The sequence below is a fragment of the Ruania suaedae genome (genome assembly GCF_021049265.1).
Classification (GTDB): domain Bacteria; phylum Actinomycetota; class Actinomycetes; order Actinomycetales; family Beutenbergiaceae; genus Ruania; species Ruania suaedae.
In genome coordinates, this window is record NZ_CP088018.1 from 2,242,940 (window position 1) to 2,265,768 (window position 22,829).

General features: G+C 69.5%; 21 protein-coding genes. 8 read left to right on the forward strand and 13 right to left on the reverse strand.

What is annotated here, in order from left to right; translation table 11 throughout:
• Position 1: 1 nt before the first annotated feature.
• From LQF12_RS10285 to LQF12_RS10305, 5 genes are all read right to left on the reverse strand, one after another.
• A complete protein-coding gene (locus LQF12_RS10285) occupies positions 2-1,255 on the reverse strand; it encodes an ADP-dependent glucokinase/phosphofructokinase (RefSeq protein WP_231052844.1) in 1,254 nt (417 codons plus the stop codon).
• A gap of 13 nt (positions 1,256-1,268) precedes the next feature.
• Positions 1,269-2,135, reverse strand: a complete 867-nt coding sequence (locus LQF12_RS10290; protein WP_231052845.1) for a ketose-bisphosphate aldolase — start codon at positions 2,133-2,135, stop codon at positions 1,269-1,271.
• 29 nt (positions 2,136-2,164) lie between these two features.
• Positions 2,165-3,073 carry a carbohydrate ABC transporter permease gene (locus tag LQF12_RS10295; RefSeq protein ID WP_231052846.1) on the reverse strand — a complete coding sequence of 303 codons (909 nt, stop codon included), beginning with the start codon at positions 3,071-3,073 and terminating at the stop codon, positions 2,165-2,167.
• Between the two features lie 2 nt (positions 3,074-3,075).
• Positions 3,076-3,975, reverse strand: coding sequence for a carbohydrate ABC transporter permease (locus LQF12_RS10300; RefSeq protein ID WP_231052847.1), 900 nt, complete (start codon positions 3,973-3,975; stop codon positions 3,076-3,078).
• Positions 3,976-4,068: 93 nt separating this feature from the next.
• Complete coding sequence (locus LQF12_RS10305; protein ID WP_231052848.1) at positions 4,069-5,376, reverse strand: ABC transporter substrate-binding protein; 1,308 nt, start codon at positions 5,374-5,376, stop codon at positions 4,069-4,071.
• Between the two features lie 243 nt (positions 5,377-5,619).
• On the opposite strand from LQF12_RS10305, the gene LQF12_RS10310 reads away from it, so the two are divergent.
• Positions 5,620-6,450 (forward strand): DeoR/GlpR family DNA-binding transcription regulator, encoded by an 831-nt coding sequence (locus LQF12_RS10310; protein ID WP_231052849.1) that lies wholly within the window; start codon positions 5,620-5,622, stop codon positions 6,448-6,450.
• On the forward strand, positions 6,447-7,886 hold the full coding sequence (locus tag LQF12_RS10315; protein ID WP_231052850.1) for a sulfatase family protein: 1,440 nt from the start codon (positions 6,447-6,449) through the stop codon (positions 7,884-7,886). Before LQF12_RS10310 ends, LQF12_RS10315 begins: the two co-directional genes overlap by 4 nt.
• 32 nt (positions 7,887-7,918) lie before the next feature.
• Here the strand turns inward: LQF12_RS10315 and LQF12_RS10320 are convergent, their stop codons facing one another.
• Entirely contained in the window at positions 7,919-8,386 is a 468-nt protein-coding gene (locus tag LQF12_RS10320; RefSeq protein ID WP_435531237.1) for an SRPBCC family protein, read from the reverse strand.
• Positions 8,387-8,565: 179 nt separating this feature from the next.
• Between LQF12_RS10320 and LQF12_RS10325 the strand changes: the two genes are divergently transcribed.
• A complete protein-coding gene (locus LQF12_RS10325) occupies positions 8,566-10,827 on the forward strand; it encodes an LLM class flavin-dependent oxidoreductase (protein ID WP_231052852.1) in 2,262 nt (753 codons plus the stop codon).
• A gap of 28 nt (positions 10,828-10,855) precedes the next feature.
• Here the strand turns inward: LQF12_RS10325 and LQF12_RS10330 are convergent, their stop codons facing one another.
• Positions 10,856-11,080, reverse strand: a complete 225-nt coding sequence (locus tag LQF12_RS10330; RefSeq protein WP_231052853.1) for a hypothetical protein — start codon at positions 11,078-11,080, stop codon at positions 10,856-10,858.
• A gap of 132 nt (positions 11,081-11,212) precedes the next feature.
• Between LQF12_RS10330 and LQF12_RS16430 the strand changes: the two genes are divergently transcribed.
• The 3 genes from LQF12_RS16430 (at position 11,213) to LQF12_RS10340 (ending at position 14,548) form a co-directional block, all read left to right on the forward strand.
• Entirely contained in the window at positions 11,213-11,347 is a 135-nt protein-coding gene (locus LQF12_RS16430) for a hypothetical protein (RefSeq protein ID WP_290370763.1), read from the forward strand.
• 2 nt (positions 11,348-11,349) lie between these two features.
• Entirely contained in the window at positions 11,350-12,525 is a 1,176-nt protein-coding gene (locus tag LQF12_RS10335) for a N(5)-(carboxyethyl)ornithine synthase (RefSeq protein ID WP_435531180.1), read from the forward strand.
• Between the two features lie 103 nt (positions 12,526-12,628).
• Positions 12,629-14,548 carry a metallophosphoesterase family protein gene (locus LQF12_RS10340; RefSeq protein ID WP_231052854.1) on the forward strand — a complete coding sequence of 640 codons (1,920 nt, stop codon included), beginning with the start codon at positions 12,629-12,631 and terminating at the stop codon, positions 14,546-14,548.
• 94 nt (positions 14,549-14,642) lie between these two features.
• Here the strand turns inward: LQF12_RS10340 and LQF12_RS10345 are convergent, their stop codons facing one another.
• From LQF12_RS10345 to LQF12_RS10370, 6 genes are all read right to left on the reverse strand, one after another.
• Complete coding sequence (locus LQF12_RS10345; protein ID WP_231052855.1) at positions 14,643-15,425, reverse strand: hypothetical protein; 783 nt, start codon at positions 15,423-15,425, stop codon at positions 14,643-14,645.
• Positions 15,426-15,453: 28 nt separating this feature from the next.
• Positions 15,454-15,762 (reverse strand): transcriptional regulator, encoded by a 309-nt coding sequence (locus LQF12_RS10350; protein ID WP_231052856.1) that lies wholly within the window; start codon positions 15,760-15,762, stop codon positions 15,454-15,456.
• Positions 15,759-16,226 carry a hypothetical protein gene (locus tag LQF12_RS10355; protein ID WP_231052857.1) on the reverse strand — a complete coding sequence of 156 codons (468 nt, stop codon included), beginning with the start codon at positions 16,224-16,226 and terminating at the stop codon, positions 15,759-15,761. Before LQF12_RS10355 ends, LQF12_RS10350 begins: the two co-directional genes overlap by 4 nt.
• A 65-nt stretch (positions 16,227-16,291) precedes the next feature.
• Positions 16,292-17,044 carry an ABC transporter ATP-binding protein gene (locus LQF12_RS10360; protein ID WP_231052858.1) on the reverse strand — a complete coding sequence of 251 codons (753 nt, stop codon included), beginning with the start codon at positions 17,042-17,044 and terminating at the stop codon, positions 16,292-16,294.
• The gene (locus LQF12_RS10365) at positions 17,041-18,075 is read right to left on the reverse strand and encodes an ABC transporter substrate-binding protein (protein WP_231052859.1); all 1,035 of its coding nucleotides are present in this window, start codon (positions 18,073-18,075) and stop codon (positions 17,041-17,043) included. Before LQF12_RS10365 ends, LQF12_RS10360 begins: the two co-directional genes overlap by 4 nt.
• A gap of 33 nt (positions 18,076-18,108) precedes the next feature.
• A complete protein-coding gene (locus LQF12_RS10370; protein WP_231052860.1) occupies positions 18,109-19,200 on the reverse strand; it encodes a FecCD family ABC transporter permease in 1,092 nt (363 codons plus the stop codon).
• Between the two features lie 53 nt (positions 19,201-19,253).
• Here LQF12_RS10370 and LQF12_RS10375 point away from each other — a divergent pair, with 53 nt between their 5' ends.
• Together LQF12_RS10375 and LQF12_RS10380 are read left to right on the forward strand one after the other, a co-directional pair.
• Positions 19,254-20,969 carry an ABC transporter ATP-binding protein/permease gene (locus LQF12_RS10375; protein WP_231052861.1) on the forward strand — a complete coding sequence of 572 codons (1,716 nt, stop codon included), beginning with the start codon at positions 19,254-19,256 and terminating at the stop codon, positions 20,967-20,969.
• Positions 20,966-22,777, forward strand: a complete 1,812-nt coding sequence (locus LQF12_RS10380; RefSeq protein WP_231052862.1) for an ABC transporter ATP-binding protein — start codon at positions 20,966-20,968, stop codon at positions 22,775-22,777. Before LQF12_RS10375 ends, LQF12_RS10380 begins: the two co-directional genes overlap by 4 nt.
• Positions 22,778-22,829: the final 52 nt, after the last annotated feature.

Consider the following 22,829-nt stretch of genomic DNA (forward strand, 5'->3'; position numbering starts at 1 on the left):
GTCAGGTCTCGGTGCCGGCATGGACGAGCAGGTCGCCGCTCACGAACGTATCGCCCAGGCCGATGGTCGAGCGTGGCTGAGCGAGATACGGGGTGGCTACCGCGCTCACCCGGTAGCTCTCCGCCGCGGAGCCGGCCTCGGGGATCTCGACGGCGAAGCGTGCGGCATCCGGCACGCGCCACTGTCCGCGGGGTGAGCCATGCTCGGCGCGGTTGGCCGCTGCCAGGCTGCCGGCAGCAAGCGCACGTTCTTCCGTGCGAGGGTCGCCGCGGTGCACGCTCATCGCCCATCGGTCCGCGTGCACGACCACCCGGCGCAGCCCGAAAGCCGCGGCGAACTGGGCCGCGACGTGCGCGGGGTGACCGGCGCCGAGCAATCTGGTCAGCTCGCCGGCATTCATGCCGACCGAGTCCACGTGCGGGCCCACCTGGGCCATCACCCGGCTGAGCTCGCCGGGCCGCGCATACTCCGCGAGCTCCAGGTGGACCAGACGCGCACCCGCCTCCCGCCACGCGGCGACCGCACCGGCCACGACGCCGAGGACCTCCTCGCTGGTGGCACGCGCGAGGCCGTTCAGCCCGGAGACCAGCCCGACGCCGCCCGCCACGAAATCGGGCGAGCGGTGCAGGAAGTCCTCATCCAGCTGGAGGCGCTTGCGCGCCATCACCACGGTGATGCGGCTGGACCGGGTGACCTCGACCCCGCCCGCTCGCAGCCCACGCGCCAGCTCGAGCACGTGGTTGGAGGGCACCGGGGCGCCGGAGGTCGCCGTGACGGTGCGTGCGGGCGCCACGCCGTCCCCGACAGCGAGGCGGACGCCGTCGGGGGTGGCGCGCAGCTGGCGGGCGCTTCGGTTGCGCAGCGCCAGCAGTGGCTCGAGCCCGAGCTCGGACCAACTCCAGGCGGCCTGGATCGAGGTGCCACCGCACTGCACGCGCGTGGGCGGCCCGAGCAGCTCCTCCAGCAGGGGTTCCGCTGCGTGGTCGTCGATGAACAGCTCACCATCGCGGCCCGTTCGCAGCCACTCCTGCACGGTGGCCAGACCCTCCGCGACCTCGGGCGCGGATGCGGTCGCGGCCAGCAGCCGTCCCAGTCCCCCCGCCTCGACAGGGTGCAGGGCATCGGTGGTCGCCGAGAATCCGGCGACGATCGGCCCGCACCTGTCGAGGAGAGTCTGGCGTTGCTCGACGAGTTCCTGGTAACGATCTGGCCACCACGTTCCGGCAGGCGTCGTGGTGGGCTGGGCTGTCTGCACGCTCGCCTCCCTCTCAGTCGTAGTAGTGGATCGTGCCGGCTGACCCGAAGAGATCGATCTTGTGGCGGACCAGGTCCTTTGCGGCCTCCATCGCCCCGGGAACGATCAGCCGGGGATCCAGCAGCGAGGTGTCGGCAAGCACCCCACGCATCGCGTCGTAGAAGGCACGCTTGACGTCGGAGGAGATATTGACCTTGTTGATGCCGCGCCGGCAGGCCTCCCGGATCTCCGCGTCGGGGTTGTCGGACCCACCGTGCAGGACCAGCGGGACGTCGACGACCTCGTCGATCTCGTCGAGCAGGCTCAGCCGCAGCTCGGGCTTCAGGGACTTGGGGTAGATGCCGTGCCTGGTCCCGATGGCGATGGCGAGCGAATCCACGCCAGTGCGCCGTGCGAACTCGACGGCCTCCGCGGGCTCGGTGTAGAGGATGTCATCGGTGCCGCCCTCGTCGGCTCCGACGGTCTTGCCGATGGTGCCGAGCTCCCCTTCGACCGACACCCCGGCGGCATGCGCCACCTCGACCACCCGGGAGGTGATCTCCACGTTGCGCTCGAACGGTTCGAGTGAGGCGTCGATCATGACCGAGCTGTATCCAAGCTTGATGGCGCGCACGGCCTCGTCCAGCGTGGCCCCGTGGTCCCAGTGCAGCACGGTCGGCACGGTGGAGCGTGCAGCACGCGAGAGCACGGCGGGGATGAAGTCCGGGCCGATCCAGTTGCCCTCCTTCGGACCCAGGGCGACCATCAGCGGAGACTTGAGCTCCTCACAGACTTCGAAGGCGGCCATCAGCATGCCGTAGTCGGACAGGTTGAGCGCCGGCACGGCAAAGCCCTGCGCACTGGCGGGCGCAAGAATCTGCGCACCCGTGATGAGTGACATCTGAGCGGTTCCTCTCGGTTGGGTGAAATTCAGTTCTTGACAGATCCGGACGTCATTCCACCGATGAAGAATCGTTGGAAGAAGACGAACAGCACGATCACGGGCAACGAGCCGAGCACACTCATCGCCATCATCTGGTTCCAGTCGTAGGAGTGCTGCCCCATGAGCAACTGGATGCCGATGGGCACGGTGCGCATGTCATCGGTGCGGGTGAGCGTCAGCGCGAACAGGTACTCGTTCCACGCGATCATGAAGGTGTACATCCCCACCGAGACCATCCCGGGCAACGAGATCGGGATGAGAATGCGCCACAGGGCACCGAAGGAGGAGGTGCCATCGACTCGCGCGGCCTCGTCCAGCTCACGCGGCAGAGTGTTGAAGTACCCGGTCATCATGATGATCGCGTAAGAGAGCGTGAAGACGATATAGGTGAGGATCAGACCGGCGTAGCTGTTGTACAGGCCCAAGGCCACCATCAGCCCGAAGTACGGGATGAGGAGAGTGACGGGCGGAACTGCCTGGACCGAGATCACCACGACGTTCATCAGGTGCTTGCCGGGGAACTCATAGCGGCTGAAGGCATAGGCCGCGTGCACGGCCACCAGCAGGGTCAGTGCCACCACCGAGAGCGCCACGACGTAGGAGTTGAAGAAGAATCGCAGTTGCCGGGGATCTTGCAGGATGCTGAGGAACGGCTGGATCGAGGGGTTGTCAGAGAGCAACTGTGGCGGATAGGCGAAGATCTCCGCGTTGGACTTCAGCGCCGACAGCACCATCCATACGATCGGCGCCCCGGCGAACGTCGCGCCCAGAACCAGTCCGGTCACGGTCAGCACCAGGGCGATGCGGCGCCGCTGCCGGGCGGTCATCCCCCGGGCAGGAGCGGGGGCGACGGCGGTGGAGCAGTGCTGCTGTCTGGGCAGAGTAGGGGCGGCCACGATCAGTCCCTCGCCTTCTGGTGGCGGACGTAGGCATAGGCGAGCAGCGCGGAGATGAGCAGGAAGAACACCGCGCTGGCGGACGCCGTCGAGAACATGTACTGCGAGAACGCGAGCTTGTAGGTGTAGGTGGACAGCAGCTCGGTGCGGTCCAGCGGTCCCCCGCCGGTGCTCATCCAGATCAGGGCGAACTGGTGGGAGGTCCAGATCAGGTCGAGCAAGGTCATCGAGATGATGATCGGTCGCAGCTGCGGCACCGTGATCGAGGTGAATCGCCGAATCGGGCCTGCCCCGTCGACCGAAGCAGCCTCGTAGAGGTCGGCGGAGATACCCTGCAGGCCGGCCAGCAGACTCACCATGAAGAACGGATAGCCGTACCAGATGTTCATCAAGGTGACGGCGAACAGCGCCAGCGCCGGGTCCCCGAGCCATTCCTTCGGCCCGTCAATCACGCCGACGGTGGTCAGAACGTAGTTGAACACCCCGCTCGGGTTGAGGATCAACCGCCACAGAATGGCCACGATAGCCACGGTGAGCAGCCACGGAAGGACGAAGATCGTCCGGAAGATGGTCTTGATCCGGTTCGGCAACAGCGGCGTGTTCAACAGGGTGGCGAAGGCCAGGCCGAGCACGAGGTGCGCGGCCACCGAGGCAAGGACGAACACCGCGGTGTTCTTCAGCGCCGCATGGAACTGGGAGTCGCCGAGGATATCGACGTAGTGCTGCAGGCCGACCAGCTCGGGGTTGGCATTGGTGATGACGTTGTTCTGCAGGGAGTACCAGATCACCATCCCGATGGGGACAGCCATCAGCACGACGAGCAGGACGAGCGTCGGGGACAGATAGGCGTAGGCAGTCGCCGCGTGGCCGCGGGATTGTCGCCGCGAGGTCAGCGAGGTCATGTCGAACCCCTTCGAAGCGAGGGTGGGTGAGGGCGGCGCGGGCGGGAACTGGCCCGCGCCGCCGGAGTCGGACGCATGGGCACTGCGGGTGGGCTAGAAGGTGCCCGACCACTCCTCCTGGACGGCGGCCATCGCCTCATCGATCGGCTTGTCCGCGGCGAGGACCTCTTGCAGCTCCTGGTCGAAGACGCGCATCAGCTCATCCGCGAGCGGGAGCCCGGTGAACTCACTGGCGGGGTAGCCGGCCTGCCAGATCTCGAAGGCGTCCCGGAACAGGGGGTCGGCATCCTCCAGATCGGGCGTGACGTTGACGTTGCCGGGGAAACCATTGGCGAAGCTGCTCAACTCACCGTTGGCCTGCTCGCTCATGATGAACTCGATCAGCTTCCAGGACTCCTCCGGGTGCTCGGTTCCCGCCGACATCCCGATGCCCCACTCGGCGTACCGCACGCCGGATTCGCCGGTGTAGCCCTCCGTGACCGGCATCGGCACCACCGAGAAGTCCAGGTCCGGGCTGCTCTCGCGGATGAGGTTGATGTGCGCGAGCGAGGACACCATCATCGCCACCCGCCCGTTGGTGAACTCCTCGACCTTGTCCTGCTCGGCCATGGTGAGGCCGCCAGGGGCCATGACGCCTGCGTCCCACAGCTCCTTGATGAAAGCGACGGTGTCGCGGACGTCCTCGTTGTCGGCTGCCGGGCCACCGTCCTCGGTGAGCATGGTGCCTCCGGAGGCCCAGTTCCAGGGCATGATGTCGATCTGGATGCCGTTGGGCTGCTCCAGCCCGAGCGCGGCCACGAAACCAGACGCCTCGGTGCTGTCGGTGATCTGTTGCGCGGCGTCAGCGAACTCGCTCCGCGTGGTCGGCACCTCGACGCCGGCCTCCTCGAGCAGCGTGTTGTTGACGAACATCGGATAGGCGAAGTTGACCACCGGGATCGAGTACGCCGAACCGTCCACACGAACCTGGGCACCCAGCTGGGAGTCGTCGTAGCCGTACTCGGCCATCGTGTCAGTGAGGTTGGCGATCGACCCCTGGGTAGCGAAGTCATGCACCCACGAACCGGCCAGACCGAGCACGTCCGGCATCGTGCCGGAGGCCGAGCCCGCGATCACCTGGTCCTTGATCGAGGCGTACGGACCGGAGAGCAGGTCGACGTTGATACCGGGATTCTCCGACTCGAACTCGTCGATGAGTCCCGCCAGAGCGCCGTCGGGCAACTCCGGCTCCCACCACTGCATGAATTCGATGGTGACCTCATCGTCACTGTCGGCGTCGCCACCGTCGGCGGCATCACCGCCACCACACGCGGTGGCGAGTGCTGCGACAGCAAGGGCCGCCACGGCGGCCTGACTGCCCCGACGACGAGGCGTGCGGAGCGGGCGAACAGCGCTGTTCATGATTCCTCCAAGGATGTCATCCGGCCCGTGCGCGTCTGCTGTGACGGCTCCGGGTCTCTGGAAGGTGCATGCTTCTGCGGAAGCACCTTGGTGATAGTTGCACAACTACGCAACTCTCTGCAAGAGTTTGCTTTATCAGGCATGAGTGCGCAGAGCTTCTGAGCAGTGACAGGGTGTGCGCCGGGAGCGACCGGCGCGATACGTTGCGGGGCACGCGCAGGAACGAGCAAGGGAGCGAGCGGAGTGAGCGAGGAATCCGCAGAATCCGGCGGAGCGGAACTACCCGCCGTACGCCGGGGGCGCATCGTCGAGTTCATCGAGTCGATGCGGCAGGCCAGCGTGCACGAGATCGCTGAGCAGTTCGAGGTCTCTGCCGACACTGTGCGCCGAGATCTCATCGAGCTGCACAAAGACGGTCACGTCAGCCGCACCCGGGGAGGTGCGATCGCCAACTCGGTGATCACCAGCCCCGACCGCGAGCTGCGGATCCGCCAGCAACTGCAGGAACCGGAGAAGAAACACATCGGTGCGCTGACCGCGACACTGATCCCCCACGGGGCGGTGATCGCCTTCAACGGCGGGACCACCACGCTGGCCGTCGCCCGCAGCCTCACCGACCACCGTGACCTGACGATCGCCACCAACAACCTGAGCATCCCCTTCGACGTGCCGACCCACGCCGTCCGCAACCTTTACATCTTCGGCGGGGACGTGCGCTTCTCCTCCCAGGTGACCGTGGGGCAGGCGTCGTTCCCCGATCTCGGCGACCCCGGTGCTGTGCACTTCGACATCGCCGTGATCGGCGTCGGGGGCATCACCCATGAGGGCTTCTCTGTCAGCAATCTCGGAGAAGCCTCGATGATGCGTCACCTCATCAAACGGTCCTCGCGCATCGTCGTCGTCGCGGACTCCACCAAGTTCAACCGGCCTCAGTTCGCCCTGGTGGCTCCGCTGAGCGCAGCCCACGACCTGGTGACCGACGGCGAACCGCCTGCCGCGCTGCGCTCCATCTTCGACGAGCTCGGGCTCACGGTGCACCAGGCGAGGCCGCCGGCTGCCAGGAACGTGCGGTGACGACGCGGCCCAATGTCGTGCTGGTGATGACCGATCAGCAGCGCTACGACACGATCGCCGCGCTCGGGTATCCGCACATGCTCACCCCGGCCTTGGACCGCCTGGTCGAGGACGGAGTGGCGTTCGACCGTGCCTACGTCACCGCGCCCTCGTGCACACCCTCGCGGGCCTCCTTCTTCACCGGGCTGCACCCTGGTGCCAATGGGGTCCTGCGCAACGACGAGCCCTGGCCACGCACCTGGGTCGAAGACCTCGCCGCTTCCGGATACCGCTGCGTCAACGTGGGAAAGATGCACACCTTCCCCTACGAGGCGCCCACAGGCTTCCACGAGCGGCACGTCGTGGAGAACAAGGACCGCGGGACGTCGACCGTCCCGTTCTTCCTGGACAACTGGGACAAGGCGCTCCACGTCAGCGGCCACGTCAAACCCGACCGACGCACTCTGCGCGCGCGTTCCGACTACGACGAACGACTCGGCGCCTTCACGTGGGAACCCCCGGAGCACCTGCATGCCGATGCCTTCGTCGGCTCCCTGGCATGTCGGTGGCTCGCCGACTACCCGGGCGAGGAGCCCTTTTTCCTGCAGGTCGGGTTTCCCGGGCCGCATCCACCGTACGACGCACCGGAGCGGCTGCTGAACGCCTACGCCGATCGTGACCTACCACCGGCCAACCGCGACGAGCGTGAGTTCGGCGCTATGCCGGGGCCGATCACCGCGGTACGGCGTGAGCATCTGACCCACGACCACGACTCGATCGTCCATCTCGAGCATCCCGATGCTCAGCAGGTACGCCGGCAGCGGCAGCACTACTACGCGAACATCAGCCTCATCGACGAGCAGGTAGGTGCGCTGATCGAGGCGTTGACGGACCGTGGCGTGCTCAACCAGACGATCCTGATCTACACCTCCGACCACGGCGACGCCCTCAACGACCACGGCCTCTCCCAGAAGTGGACGATGTACGAGCCCTGCGTTCGCGTGCCGGCGATCGTCCACGCACCATGGCTGTTCGACCCACGCCCGCCAGTGCAGGATCTCGTCTCGCACATGGATCTCGGCGCGACCATCCTCGACCTCGCAGGTGTCGCACCACGCCCTGGCACGCAGGCGCGGTCCTTGCTGCCGGCCCTGCACGGCGAGGACGGGTGGAGCGGGCGCGAGTATGTCGTCTGCGAGCAGGCTCGCGACGGGATCCAGCAGGAATCCGAGCTGATGACGATGGTCGCCGACGGCCGCTGGAAGCTGGTCTGCTTCAGCGACAGCGATGATGGTCAACTCTTCGACACGGTCACCGACCCTGACGAGGTCCACGACCGCTGGCACGACCCGGACGTCGCCGATGTGCGCCGCACGCTCCTGGCGCAGGTGGCACGGTGGCGCACCGAGGTGCTGCTGAGTTCACGGGAATGGTGGACCTCGCTGTCCACCGGCTGAGGCCAGTTCAGCAGCACCTCGGCACCGAGTGGCTACTTCTCCAGCGCGAGCGCCGCCAGGTTCTTCAGCGACTCCTCCAGCTGTTCGGCCGAGACGAGCGGGAAGCTGACCTTCTTGAGCAGCTCCTTGTCGGTGACGTGGCTCCAGTCGTAGGTGAGCGTGACCTCGGTGTGGCCGGGGTCGACCGGGTTGAGGTCCCACACCCACTGCCAGCCGGGAGGCTCGGTGCCGGCCGGAGCGGTCTTCCAGGCGACGAGCTTGTCCTTGTCGTAGCCGACCACGTGGTTGTCGGTCTGGTACTCACCACCCATGTGGTCGCCCTCCATGTTCATGGTGAACACCTGACCGACGGCGGTGATCCTGTCGCCGGTGTCGAGGGAGCGCACGAAGCCGGAGCCGTCGATGCGCTCGTGATTCTCCACCTTGGTCAGGGCCTCGAACACGTCCTCGTTGGGGGCGTCGATCGTGCGGGTGACAGTGACGCTGTTCTGCTCAGAAATGGTGTGCTCCTTGGTTCGTGCGGATTCCGGGCGCATGGTGTGCGCCCACGGTTCCTACTGTGCACGGATTCATGCCACCCCGCCAGACGGTTGCCCGCCCGTCACGCACCGGCGGGAACAACGGGGACGAATCGCTGTTGCACTCGATAGCGATACAACGTTCAATCTCTCGAGGACCCATGCCTGACTACGGCCACGACCTGACCTTCGGCGCCTTCCTGACACCCCAGGCGAGCGACCCGCAGCGCCCGGTCGCCCTGGCCCGGCTCACCGAACAGGTCGGTCTGGACCTGGCCACCTTTCAGGACCACCCGTACCAGCCCAGCTTCCTGGACACCTGGACGCTGCTGACCTGGGCCGCCGCGCAGACCGAGCGCATCACCCTCGCCGGGAACGTGCTCAACCTGCCGCTGCGCCCGCCGGCGGTGCTGGGCAAGTCCCTCGCCTCCCTCGACCTGCTCTCCGGCGGACGAGCCGCGCTCGGTTTGGGCGCCGGGGCGTTCTGGGACGCCATCGAGGCGCTCGGCACCCCGCGTCGCACTCCGGGCGAGGCCGTCACCGCGCTGACCGAGGCGATCGAGGTGATCCGCGAACTGTGGGACAGCGCCAATACGCGGTCGCTGCGCACCGATGGCGAGCACTACCGGCTCAGCGGTGCCAAGCGCGGTCCGGCCCCGCGCGGGGACGTGCCGATCTGGCTCGGCGCGTACAAGCCGCGGATGCTGCGCCTGGTGGGCACCCACGCCGACGGCTGGCTGCCCTCGCTGTCCTACCTGCAGGAGGGTGACCTGGCCCGCGGCAACGCCACCATCGATGCCGCTGCTGAGAAGGCCGGCCGCCACCCGGCCGAGATCCGCCGGCTGCTCAACATCGCCGGGTCCCTGTCCCCCACCTCCCAGGGCTACCTGAACGGCCCGCCCGAGCAGTGGGTCGAAGAGCTGACCGCCCTGGCACTGACCGAGGGCATCGGGACCTTCATCCTGGCCAGCGACGATCCGGAGCTGATCCAGGCGTTCGGCGAGCAGATCGCGCCGGCCGTGCGGGACGCCGTCGGGAAGGAACGGGCGAGCCTGGGCACCACGCCGGCTGCGGCGCAGCGCGGTTCGGCCGCGCTGGCGAAGCGACGCGAGGGGATCGACTACGACGGGCTGCCGGACGCCCTGGCCGCGAGCGCCGTCGAGCCGGGTGACCGGGCCTATCCCGGGATGCAGCACAACTACCTGCGCTCCGGCGCCCCGGGGTTGGTCCTGGTACCGCGCACCCCGGCCGAGGTGGCGCAGGCGCTGGCGTTCGCCCGCGAGCAGGAGGTCCCGCTCGGGGTGCGCTCGGGCGGGCACGGCATCAGCGGGCGCTCCACCAACGACGGCGGACTCGTACTGGATCTGCGCGAGTTCCGTTCGGTGGAGGTACTCGGGCAGGATGCCCCGCTCGTGCGTGCCGGTGCCGGTGCCACCTGGGGTCAGGTGGCCGAGACGCTCACCCCGCACGGGCTGGCCATCAGCTCCGGCGACTACGGCGGCGTGGGTGTCGGCGGTCTGGCGACCACCGGCGGCGTGGGTCTGCTCGGGCGGGCGTTCGGGCTCACCATCGACAAGGTCCGGGCCGTGGAGGTGGTGACGGCGTCCGGGGAGATCCTGCACGCCTCACCGCAGGAGAACCCCGACCTGTTCTGGGGGCTGCGGGGGGCCGGCGGGAACCTGGGCGTGGTCACCTCGGTGGACATCGAACCGATGCGGATCGAGGACGTGGTGTTCTCCCAGATGACCCTCGATGCCTCCGACACCGCCGGGCTGCTGCAGCGCTGGGGCGCGAGCGTGGAGGCGGCGCCGCGCGAGATCACGAGCTTCCTGATCCTCTCCCCCGCCCGCCGCGGGCAACCGGCGGTGGCGCAGCTGATGACCGTGATCGCTACGCAGGACACCGAGCTGGCCGTGCGCCAGCTGGAGAGGCTCGCCGACGCCGGACCGCTGCTGGGCCACCAGGCCTACCAGTTGCCCTACGCGCAGGTGGTCCAGGCCGGGGACCGCAACCACTCCGGTGGCGGGTCACCGGCGGTGCGCTCGACCCTGGTGACTCATCTCGACGGTGCAGCTGACTCCTTCGCCCGGGTGGCGGGGTCGGGGAGCGCGTACTTCCTGCAGATCCGCGCGACCGGCGGCGCCTCGCACGACCTGAGCCCGACCGAGACCGCCTACCCGCACCGGAGCCAGAACTTCCTGCTCAGCGCGATGGGCGCGAACCAGCAGCGGCTCGACGAAGTGTGGGACACCGAGATGGTCGGCCACGGCGAGGGGCTATACCTGTCTTTCGACACCGCCGACGTCGCCGCCCGCCCGGACCTGCTGGAGGCGGCGTTCGGGGTCAACCTGCCGCGGCTGCGGGACCTGAAGCGGCGCTGGGATCCGGACAACGTGTTCTCGGGGAACTTCCCGATCACCTGAGGGCTGTCGGTGCGAGACCGGCGGTGCGTCAGTGCTGCCCGGAGGGTCCGTTCGGGTTGCGCCAGGACCGCCCGCGGGTGCTGATCACGATAAGCACCACGCCGACCACGAGCACGACGGCGCCGATCACCAGCCAGGTCGGGTCACCGGTCATCGAGCTGCCGGGCAGCAGGCCGACACCCTGTCCTGCCCACACCGCCCCGATCAGCACGGCGATGACACCGAGCACAGTCAACGCCGGCTTCTTGATCACGGTGCTACCTCTCGTCGGGACCTGAAACGCCAGCGTATCCGGTGCCTGGCGCCAGCAACGCCCCGGCAGAGCATCAAGGGCGTACTGTCAGCACATGGGCCACCTTCTGGCCCGGTGACGAGGGAGTTCGCCATGAGCAACAAGTCCAACGCCAAGAAGGTCGGAAAGTCCCTCAAGGAGAAGCGCGCCGACAAGGCGGACAAGCGGACTCAGAACGCGGCGCACGCGAGCGCCATGGAGACCGTCGTCGCCAAGAAGAAGCGCTGAGGGTGCCTGCCGACCTCCTCACACTCGGCGTCCTGGGAGCATCTGCCAAGTCGGACGAACGGCGTCTGGCGCTTCACCCCGCGCACCTGGAACGGATCGATCCTGACTTGCGCGCCCGGATCGTGCTCGAGTCCGGATACGGCGAGCGCTTCGGCTTCACCGACGCCGCGCTGGCAGAGCAGGTGGCGGCCATCCTGCCGCGCTCGGAAATGCTCACCGCGGCGGAGATACTCGTACTTCCCAAACCGCAGCTGAGCGACCTGGCCGCGGTCCGCGACGGGCAAGTGGTGTGGGGGTGGCCCCACTGCGTTCAGGATGTCGCGCTCACCCAGATCGCGGTGGACAAGCGCCTGACGCTCATCGCCTTCGAGGCGATGAACCACTGGAAGCACGACGGCGGCTTCGGCCTGCACGTGTTCCACAAGAACAACGAGCTCGCCGGCTACTCCTCCGTGCTGCACGCCCTGCAGCTGCGCGGGCTGACCGGCAACTACGGACGGTGGCTGCGCGCCGTCGTCATCGGTTTCGGCGCCACCGCGCGCGGAGCGGTGACGGCCCTGCACTCCCAGGGCATCCATGACGTGCGGGTGCTGACGAACCGTGAGGTGGCCGCCGTCGGCTCACCGATCCCGTCGGTGCGCATCCTCCAGCTCGACCACGACGACGATCCCGCCCAGCCGCGCTACGTCATCAGCGATCAGGGACGAGTGCCGCTGGCGCCGTACCTGGCCGAGAGCGACATCGTGGTCAACTGCACGCTGCAGGACCCGCTGGCCCCGCTCACCTACCTGCAGAGCGAGGATCTGGCCGCCTTCCGGCCCGGCAGCATCATCGTGGACGTCTCCTGCGACGAAGGCATGGGCTTCAGCTGGGCCCGCGCGACCTCGTTCGTGGATCCGATGTTCACCGTCGGCGACAACGTGCACTACTACGCCGTGGACCACTCCCCCTCGCACCTGTGGGAGTCCGCCACATGGGAGAACAGCGAAGCCCTGCTGCCGTTCCTGCGCACCGTGATGGAAGGCCCCCCGGGTTGGGCGGCCAGCGAGACCATCACGCGGGCGACCGAGATCGCCGGCGGCCACATCCGCAACCCGGACGTGCTCGCGTTCCAGGGGCGTGACGCCGACTATCCGCACGCGATGTCGGCCCGGGCCGGCCAGCACGCCGCACGCTGACGCACGAGATTCGGCGCTCGAAACACTCGACCGCTCCCGGCCGCTACGCCATGCTGGACTCGCGTCGAGTCAACGAAGGACCCGCCACTACCCGGGAGTCACCGTGCGCCGAAAGCTCGCCCCGATCCTGCTCGCCCTCTCCGCCACCGCCGCGCTGGCAGCGCCTGCGGTGGCTGCACCCCCAGGCCCGCAATCCATGACCCCGCTGCCGTCCACGGGATCCTCCCCCGTGGAACCCCAGCCCGGCTTCCGGGTGCTGCCCTACCTGCAGGCGCCGTCGTCGGAGTCCATGACCCTCGTGTGGGTGAGCGAACTGGACACGCCCGGCACGGTCACAGTCAACGGCCCCGGCATCGGCCGGCAGACGCTGACGAGCGAACCGCGCTACCTCGACCTGATGCAGTACTCCGACGCCGAGCTGACTCAGGACATCGAAGGGTTGGAGCAGGGCTCGTGGTTGCACTCGGACAGCAACTACCAGCATGTCGTGCAGATCGACGGACTGCGCGCGGACAAGTCCTACCGCTACACGGTGACCCAGGACGGCGTGGAGCACACCGCCCGGTTCACCACCGCGCCCGAGTCGGACAAGTGGAAGCACGTGCGGATGATGGCCTTCTCCGACACCGAGACCGAACCGTTCGGGCGTATCGAGCACCGCGAGTGGGAGACCGCCTGGGCCGGTCTGGCCGAGGGGTCCGCCGAGCGGCCGGGCGTCGACTCGTTGTGGGCCGAACGGTACGGCACAGCGGTGCGTTACGGCGAGGAGCTGGTGCGCTACCCGATGAACCAGGCCGACGCGTTGGACGCGAACATCGCCACCATGGCCGAGCAGGACCCGGATCTGATGCTGATCGCCGGTGACCTCACGCAGGGTTCGGGCTACCAGCCGGCCTGGGACGAGTTCTGGCGGCACTTCGCCGGCGAGTCCAGCGACTTCGCCTCGAACGTCCCGCTGGTGACGGCGCTCGGCAACTGGGAGACCTACGCGAGCATCAGCGGCGGGTACGGCACACCGGAGGACCGCACGCCGGTAGTCGTCTCGCGCAACCGCTACCTCGACTACATGGTCACCCCAGGCGATCCGGCCAACCCACAGGTCCGCGACTCCTACTACCGCCTCGACCACGGCCCGGTCACGATCCTCACCCTCGATTCCACGAACGGGCTGCCGGACGAGAACACCGAGACCGGCATGCTCTCCGGGGAGATCTTCTCCGGCGACGACACCAACCTCACCCCCGAGCGGATGCCGACCGACACGCAGGGCTCATTCACGGCCGAGGAATACGGCGAGGCGTTCGCCGCGGTCTACGGCACCGATGCCAGCGAGGCCGACCTGCCGGACCTGGGTGAAGGCAGCGCGCAGTGGGAGTGGGCGCAGGCCGAACTCGCCGACGCGCGAGCACAAGGGCAGGTGGTGATCGTGCAGTTCCACCACGCCGCCTACTCCAGTGGGGTTCACGGCACCCCGCCGAACCACGAGTTCGCCGACAACCAGTCCGGTGTCGCCATGCGCGCCTACACCCCGATGTTCGAGGAGTACGGCGTGGCCGCCGTGATCAGCGGGCACGACGAGATGTTCGAGCGCTCGGTCGTCGACAGCGACGGAGACGGCGTCGGTGTTCAGATGTACGACGTGGGCGTGGCGGCCGACGGGCTGCGCGGTGAGCAGCTGTACGAGACCGCCGACGGCAGCTACGAGCCGATCCGCTTCAACACGCACTCCGAGTGGATGGCCTCGGTGGACGAGCCCGAGCTGTGGGAGACCGATGCCAACGGCAACCCCCAGCTGGTCGACGGCGGCCTGCACTACGGCCACCTGCAGATGGACCTCGAGCGCACCCGCTGCGGATCGGAACTCACCCTGACCCCGGTCTACCTGTTCCCGCTCATGGATGACGAGTACAACGTCACCGGGACCGAGCGCCGCGTCTACGACGACGTCGTCACCCTCGAGCTGACCGCCGACGGCGAGGTCGTGACCGACAACTCCTGCCGCGGCAACGCCCACCGCAACTGAGGTAGGCGGCGACTGACATATCTCCGGCGGTGTGAACCACCGCCGGAGGTATGTCAGTTCGCCGCTGGTATGTCAGTTCGAGCGGGCAGCACCCTCACCGCATCCACGGCGGAGCCTGGCGCCCATGGAACTTCTCATACGCCTGGGCCTGCTGGGCCCGCGCCGGGCTGGGGCTCGTCACCCAGAACCCGTCATCGAGCGGGAACGGGCCGGGATCGCGGCCCGGGTCGGACATGATGGCGGCGACCGCGTCGTAGACCGCGCGGCCCTCCTCGGCCAATCCGTGTTCCTGGCACGGGCGCGCATAGACCAGGTGGTGGGCGTCGGCCACACCCGGTCCGGCCGAGGCACGTTCCTTGGGGGTGAGCATCATCAGCATCGCGGCCGAGTCCCCCGGGAAACCGGATTCGATCTCCGCCCAGGTGTACACGCCGGCGGTCACCAGGGAGGGTTTGGCGCCATCGGAGCAGACCTGGAGGAAATGCCGCGCGGTCAGGGCCGCCGTCCGGATGCGCGTGGTCCACGGCGCGACGCCGAAGGCGTTCGGAGCGTGCGCCGTCAGAGCGCTGATCGCCGACTGGGTCTCGTTCAGGCGTGCCTTGACCACCCGCTCCCCCGCGCGCACCGCGGCCCCACGCTCGATCAGCTCATCCATCCGCTGCGTGAACAGCTCGCGCTTGGGCGCGTCCACGCCGGTCTGCTCGGCGTAGCGCGCGTACGCCGCGTGCCAGATCGGCAGGTACCTCGCCACCCAGCGGGAGTAGAAGGCGAACCGTTCGGCCTCGGTCCACTCCTGCACAACAGCGTCGATGTCCGGTCTGCTCAGAGCAGGGCGACCGCGTGAGTCCCGTGGGCGACGGGTGGAGGGCCAGCGCATGGAGGCATTCTTGCCTACTCCGGTGTGCTCAGGGACCGGACGGCGAGGGCTCGTCGGCGAGCATCGCGTAGAGCGCCGCCCGGTGAGCGCGGTAGGCGCGCCCACCCTGGCGGGTCATGGCGTAGCTGGTGGTCGATCCAGGGCCGCGCCCGTGCTTGGTGGCCTTGACGTACCCGGCCGACTCCAAGGTCGACATCTGCTTGGACAGGTCGGAGTCGGTGAGGCCGATGTGATCCTTGAGGAACTGGAAGGTGGCGTACTCGGCGTTCGCGAGCATCGCCATCGCCGCCAGCCGCTTCGGCGTGTGGATGATCGGGTCGAGATCGCCGAGGCTCATGCCAGCCGCTCGCGCACCGTGGCAGCGGCGCGCTCGTAGCGCACCTGGTAGAGCGAGAGCCCGGCGGTCACGAGCACGAAGGCGGCGAGGCAGGCGACGAGGAGCCCGGCCCACCACCACACGGCAGCCACCGCGCCGACGATCACGAGCACGCCGACGGCGTAGCGCCGGTACTCACCCCGGATCTCGGGAGGCGGATTCCCGCGCCCCGGCACCGGCAACGCTCCGTGCCGCCGGCTGTACCACCCGAGGAATGCCCCGACCCCACCGGTGAGCACGACCATCGCGAGGATGAAGAGGATCTCGCTCTCACGCCAGAACGCGAACGAGCCGAGGTAGGCGGCGAACCACCCGCCGAAGGCCGGCGGCACCCACCACGGCGACGGCGGCATCCCGACATAGGGCGCCGCTTCCGCGACCTCCAGCGTGCGCCTGTGCTCGGACGGATCCAGAGAACTTTCCATATCGGGAACCATAGGTGACACTTTCCACTTGTGCAAGTGTCAAGCGCTGCCTGACCCGGGCACGCTCACGTCATCCCGAAGAACAGCTGCGGCACACCCTCGATGTCGATGCGTCGCACCGAGATCTCGTACACCGGCTCCAGCACCTCCGGCACGAGCACCTCCGCCGGTGGCCCCGCCGCCACGATCTGCCCGCGCTGCAGCAGCGCCAGCTCGTCGCAGTACCGGGCCGCCAGGTTCAGATCGTGCAGCACCGTGATCGTGGTCAGCGCCAGCCCGTGCACGAGCGAGAGGATCTCGTGCTGGAAGCGCACGTCCAGGTGGTTGGTGGGCTCATCCAGCAGCAGGTGACTCGACCCCTGCGCGAGCGCCCGCGCGATGAGCACCCGCTGACGCTCCCCGCCGGAGAGATCGTCCACGTGCCGGTGGGCCAGGTGGCTCACCCCGGCGCGCGCCATCGCCTCCTGCGCCGCCTCCTCGTCGGCCGGCCGGTAGCGGCTCCAGCCGGACAGCCGCGCCGAACGCCCCAGCAGCACCGAGTCCCACGCCGTCAGCGGCAGCCCGCTCGGCTCCTCCTGCGCCACGACGGCGATGCGCTCGGACCGCTGCCGGGGGTTGAGGTCCCGGACCAGATCCTCGTCCACGGTCACCGTGCCCTCGCCGCTGATGGCGCCGAGGATGGCGCGCAGCATCGTCGACTTCCCGGACCCGTTCGGCCCGATCAGCCCGAGCGTGCGCCCGTCCGCAGCCACCAGATCAGCGGCCGCGACGGCGACCGTCCGGCCGTACCGGACGGTCAGCCGTTGCGTCCCGATCACTGGTTCAGCGCACCCGTGCCCTCGAGCACGGCCTCCAGGCCGCGGACGGCGCCCGGGTCCGGGGCCAGGTCCGCCGCGGGCACGCCGATGATGCGGTCGGCCTGCACCGCAGCCATGTCCTCGACGCCGGGTTCGGTCATGAAGGTGGCCAGCGCCTCCTCGTAGCTCTCCCCGTACAGCCCGTAGGCGAGCACGAGGGTGTGCGGGTCGGCGTCGAGCAGCGTCTCGATGTTGGCCTCGAGGTAGACCGAGGGCTCCTCGCCGTAGACGTTGTCGAAACCGGCGCGAGTGAGCACGTCGTCGGCGATCCCCTGCCCGCCACGGGCGGACATCGTGGCGTCGGCGGAGAAGTAGTACACGACGGCGGCGTTGCGCCCCTCCTGCGTCTCACCCGCCGCCGCGGTCAGCTCCTCGAGGCTGCTGCGCAGCCCGTCGAGGTTCTCCTCGGCCTGCTCCTGGGTGTCGAAGACCTGCGCCAGGCGGGAGACGTCGTCGAAGATCGCCTCGAAGTCGGTCTTCTCGGTCAGCGCGGCGTCATGGCTGCACTCGCCGTCGATGACCACATTTGCCAGGCCCGCGGATTCGACGTCCTCGACGGCGGCGTTGAAGAGGCCGTAGCCGACGATGATGTCGGCCCCGGCGCCCACGATGACCTCGATGCTGGGGTCATAGGGGTCGAGGATCTCGGCATCGGTGGGCGGGGCGGTCAGCCCTGCGGGCAGCTCCGCGCCGAACTCCCCCGCCCTCGCCACGATCCGGTCCGAGGCACCGGCCGCATCGAGCAGCGCGACGGCGGAGGTTCCGATGGTCAGTACGCTCTCCGGCTCCTGCTCGACCTCGAGCTCCTCACCGCAGTTGTCGATCGTCAGCGGGTACTGCGTCGCACCGATGGAGGTAGCGCCTTCGGCGCTCGTCGACTCACCACCCTCGGTGGAATCGGCCGACCCCGGCGAACAGGCGGCGAGCAGGGCGGCGGCGCCGACCACCCCGAGAGCGGTGACGCCGCGGCGGCGGAACAGGGCATGGGACATGGCGAATCTCCAGATTCTTCTTCGAGCGGACCCTCAGCGGGCGAGGGACCGGCGGACGAGCGCGATCAACAACGGTGTGCCGATCAACGCGGTGAGGATGCCGAGCGGCAGCTCACGGGGGGCAAAGGCGATACGGGCGATCGCATCGGCGCTGACCAGCAGCAACGCGCCGAGGAGCGCAGAGACGGGCAGCACGATGCGATGGCTGCCACCGACGAGCCGGCGAGCGATGTGCGGGACCACGAGCCCGACGAAGCCGATCAAGCCGGAGACCGACACGGCCACCGCCACCACCAGGCTGACCACGATCACCGCGAGCGCCCGGAACCGTGCGGGATCGGTGCCCAGCGCCAGCGCGGTGTCGTCGCCGATCGCGAGGGCGTCCAGCCGGCGGGCCCAGGCGATGAAGATCGCGGCCGCGACCACCACGGCGACCACCGCCAGGGGGACCGAGGCCCAGCGCGACTGCGCCAGGGAACCCAGCATCCAGAACATCACCGCGCGGGCGCCGTCCCGGGACTCGCTCGCGAAGACCAGGAAGTTCGTCAGCGCCGTCAGCGCGAACCCGACCGCGATCCCGGCGAACACCAGCCGGGAGGTGATGAGCCTGCCCCCGATCCGGGCCACCGAGAGCACCAGCGCGATGGCACCGACCGCTCCGACGAAGGCGCTGCCGGTCAGGGCGAGCACTCCGCCACCGATCCCGAACAGGATGCTCGCCGCGGCGCCGACCGAGGCGCCGGATGAGATGCCCAGCAGGTAGGGGTCGGCCAGCGGGTTGCGCACGAGGGCTTGGATGACCACCCCGGCCAGCGCGAGCGAGGCTCCGACGACTGCGCCGAGGATCACTCGGGGCAGGCGGATCAGCCAGACGATCGAGTCGTCGGTGGCGGCCACGGATCCCGGATCTGCCAGCCCGAGGTGCCCGAGTACGACCTCGGCCACCACCGAGGGTGCGATGGGAACCGGGCCGATCCCGACCGCGAGGATGCAGACGAGAGCGACCCCCGTCAGCAGCGCGAGGATCAGCAGCCCGCGGCGGCGGCGTGTCGCGCCTGCTGCCGCCACCAACGGGGCGTCGGTGGCGGTGCGGGGGTGGCCATGACCGCGATCCGTCGTGTACAACTGTGCCCATCCCTACTTGCGAACGATTCTCACTCTCACGATAGCAGGCACCCGTGATCCACCTCCGCCTCCTCCGCCTGACGCGTTCGGTCCGCGGCGTCCAGGCCGGTCAGGCGCTGTGCGCCGCGGTCGGGCTGGTGCTCAGCGCGCTGGCGATCACGCAGGCGATCGCGATGTCGCGTCTGTTCGCCGGGATCCTGGAGGGGCAGGGCCTGGTCGACCTGGCCGCACCCTTCACCCTGCTCGCCGCCGCCCTGGTGCTGCGCCCGGCGGCGACCGCGATCCGTGAGCTCAGTGCGCATGCGGTGGCCGGTCGGATGAAGCGGGGCCTGCGCACCACCATGCTCGACGCGGACGCGGCGCTCGGCCCGTTCGCCCGGCCGGCCGAGAGCACGGGCAGCCGGCACTCCCTGCTCATCGACGGCGTCGAGAACCTCGAGGCCTACGTCACCCGCTACGTCCCGCAGGTGATCGTGACCGCCGTGACGGCCGCCGTCACCGTGGGCATCCTGATCGCGATCGATCCGGTGGTCGGGCTGGCGGCGGGCGTGGCGGCGGCGATCGTGCCGCTGCTGCCGCGGCTGTGGGACCGCGCCCTGCGCTCACGCGGGGAGGACCACTGGAGCTCCTACGCCGGCATGCACGCCGACGTCGTGGATGCAATGCGTGGGATGGAGACCCTCAAGCTGCTGGGGGCCGCCGGTCGCCGCAGGGACCAGCTGATCGCTGCCAGTGCCGGGTTGCTGCGCTCCACCCTGCGCCAGCTGCGCCTGTCCTTGGTGGAGTCCGGGCTGACCGGCTTCCTGCTGGTGGCCGGTCCGGCCCTCGTGCTGGCGGTGGGGGTGCTGCGCGTCTCGGCCGGTGATCTCGCCGCCCCGGCCCTGTTCACTCTCACCCTCATCGGCTTCGAGGTGTTCCGCCCGTTCAAGGACCTCGCGAACCACTGGCATGCCGGATACCTGGGCGTCTCCGCCGGCTCACAGCTGCTCGCCCGGCTCGCCGAGTCCGAGAGCGCCGGCCCTGCCCCTCACGACGGGCACGCCGGGCGTGCTGGTGCGGGCATGGCGGTGGTGCTGGAGCGCGTGAGCGCCGGATACCCCGGCGCCGACCGCCCGGCCGTGACCGACCTCAGCCTCGCCCTGCCGCATGGCTCGGTGACGGCGATCGTGGGCCCGTCCGGGGCTGGCAAGTCGACCGTAGCCAACCTCGTGCTCGGACTGCTCACGCCGCAGGCGGGCTCGGTGCACCTCGCACCGTCGCAGGACGCTCCCCCGGTCACCCTCGTCTCCCAGGATCCGGTGCTCTTCGCCGGCACGATCCGCGAGAACCTCACCATCGTGGCTCCCGCGGCCACCGATCCGGAGCTGATCGAGGCCCTCACCCGCGCCGAGGCTCCCGAGCTGGCCGAAGGCGCAGGGCTCGGTGCGCAGGTGGGTGAGGGCGGCTCGCTGCTCTCCGGCGGCCAGCGCGCCCGCGTCGCGATCGCCCGGGCGCTCCTGCGCCGCTCGCCCGTGCTGGTGCTCGACGAGGCCTCTGCGGCCCTGGACGCCGAGCGCGAACGGGCACTGCTGACCACATTGCGCGCGGGACCGGACCGGCCGACGCTGGTGATCATCGCCCACCGCCTCGCGGCGATCGCCGCCGTCGACCGGATCCTGGTGCTGGAGGAGGGGCGGGTGGTCGAGCAGGGCCGCTACGACGAGCTCGTCGCCGCCGGGGGGCCGTTCGCGCGCCTGCACGCGGCCCAGGCGGAGAGGATCCCCGCATGAGCGCCCGCGGGCTGCTCGGCCCGGTCGTGCGGTTGCTCGGCGAGGTCGGGGCGCAGCGGTCGCTGTTCTGGCGCTCGACCGCCGCGATGACCGGGTTCCAGGCCGCCACGGCCGCCGCCGCGGGCCTGAGCACCGCCGTCGCCTCGCTGGTGACGTCCGGCTCGACCTCGATGGTCGCTCTGCTGCTGACCGCGCTGGCGGCTGCGGTGGTGGCCGTCGCCGTGCTGACCTGGGTGGAGTCCTGGCTCAGCCACGTCCTCGCCTACCGGGTGATCGACGGGTTGCGGGTGCGCGTCTACGACGCCGTCGAGCAGATCGTGCCCGCCCGCTCGGGCCGCCGGCGCGCCGGTGAGGTCGCCGGTACCGCGATGAACGACGTGGAGGTGCTCGAGTGGTTCTACGCCCACACCCTCGGTGCCGGCCTGAACGCGCTGCTCTCACCCACCCTCGTCTCGATCGCACTGGTGGCGATGGTCGGGCCGCGCGCACTGATCGTCCCGGCCGGGGTGGCCCTCCTCCTCGCGATCCCCTGGCTGCTCGCCGGTCTGCAACAGCGCCAGGGCATCGCCATCCGCAGCGAGCTCGGCCGACTGCAGGCGCTCTCGTTCGAGGGCGCGCAGGCCCGGCGGGAGCTCGCGGCACTCGACCTGACCGGCCACCACCGTGCCCAGGTGCTGCGCGGCACCGATGCCGTGCAGCGGGCCAGGCGCCGCTTCGCGCTCCGGGCAGCGGGTGAGTCCGCGCTCGCCGATCTGGTGGTGGCGGCCACGAGCCTGCTGTTCCTGGTCTCCCTCGTGCAGGCCGCTGTGGCCGGATCACTGGACCCGGTGCTGATTCCGCCGGCGATGGTCCTGGTCGCCGCCGCGATCGCGCCGGCCGCAGGAGCCTTCGCGATGGTGCAGCGGCTGGGCGAGATGTCCGCGGCTGCCCGGCGGGTGCTGGAGCTGATCGACGAGGGCGAGCGCGTGCGCACCTCCGCCCCCGCCGCCAGCACCGCGACCGCCGCCCCGGCGCGATCCTCTACCGCGGGCCCCCGCGGCCACGTGCGACTCGAGGCGGTGCGCTTCGCCTACGGCGAGGGCCCGCCCGTGCTGGACGGGCTCGACCTGGATCTCCCGCCGGGCGGGACGCTTGCCCTGGTGGGGGCCTCCGGTGCGGGCAAGTCGACCCTCGCCCGGCTGCTGACCCGGCTGTGGGATCCCCAGCAGGGCACCATCACCCTCGACGGCGTCCGGATCGACGCGCTGGAGCCGGATGAGCTGCGCCGACGGGTGGCGCTCGTGGCCCAGCACCCCTTCGTCTTCCGCGGCACGGTCCGCAGCAACCTGCTGCTGGCTGCCCCGGAGGCCACCGAGGAGGACCTGTGGGCGGCCCTGACCACCGCGGGCCTGGCCGAGACGGTGACCGCCTGGCCCGGCGGGCTGGACACCGGCGTCGGCGATCGCGGGACCACGATGTCCGGGGGCCAGCGGCAGCGGCTGTCGATCGCCCAGGCGATGCTGCGCGACCCCTGCGTACTCGTGCTCGACGAGGCCTCCGCCCACCTGGACGCCGTCGGTGAGCAGGACCTGGCCGACGCCGTCGCACAGCTCGGCCTGACCACGCTGGTGATCGCCCACCGGATCTCGACGATCCGCCGCGCCGACCGGGTGGCGCTGCTGGCAGGCGGGCGCATCGCCGCCGCGGGCAGCCACCGGGGGCTGCTGCAGACCTGCCCCGAGTACCGGCGCCTGCTCGCCCAGGCAGGCGCCCCTGAACCCGAACCGGCCGGCCCGGCCGGTTCGTCCCGAGAAACAGCAAGGAGGTGAAACCCATGGAGAGCATCACCCTCGTCGAGGTCGCCACGGAGCGTTCGGAGGA

What these genes read in the sequence shown, in the direction of transcription:
- LQF12_RS10290 (WP_231052845.1), bottom strand. Translation starts at nt 2,135, where the DNA reads ATGTCACTCATCACGGGTGCGCAGATTCTTGCGCCCGCCAGTGCGCAG.
- LQF12_RS10300 (WP_231052847.1), bottom strand. Translation starts at nt 3,975, where the DNA reads ATGACCTCGCTGACCTCGCGGCGACAATCCCGCGGCCACGCGGCGACT.
- LQF12_RS10305 (WP_231052848.1), bottom strand. Translation starts at nt 5,376, where the DNA reads ATGAACAGCGCTGTTCGCCCGCTCCGCACGCCTCGTCGTCGGGGCAGT.
- LQF12_RS10325 (WP_231052852.1), top strand. Translation starts at nt 8,566, where the DNA reads ATGCCTGACTACGGCCACGACCTGACCTTCGGCGCCTTCCTGACACCC.
- LQF12_RS16430 (WP_290370763.1), top strand. Translation starts at nt 11,213, where the DNA reads ATGAGCAACAAGTCCAACGCCAAGAAGGTCGGAAAGTCCCTCAAGGAG.
- LQF12_RS10345 (WP_231052855.1), bottom strand. Translation starts at nt 15,425, where the DNA reads ATGCGCTGGCCCTCCACCCGTCGCCCACGGGACTCACGCGGTCGCCCT.
- LQF12_RS10350 (WP_231052856.1), bottom strand. Translation starts at nt 15,762, where the DNA reads ATGAGCCTCGGCGATCTCGACCCGATCATCCACACGCCGAAGCGGCTG.
- LQF12_RS10355 (WP_231052857.1), bottom strand. Translation starts at nt 16,226, where the DNA reads ATGGAAAGTTCTCTGGATCCGTCCGAGCACAGGCGCACGCTGGAGGTC.
- LQF12_RS10365 (WP_231052859.1), bottom strand. Translation starts at nt 18,075, where the DNA reads ATGTCCCATGCCCTGTTCCGCCGCCGCGGCGTCACCGCTCTCGGGGTG.
- LQF12_RS10380 (WP_231052862.1), top strand. Translation starts at nt 20,966, where the DNA reads ATGAGCGCCCGCGGGCTGCTCGGCCCGGTCGTGCGGTTGCTCGGCGAG.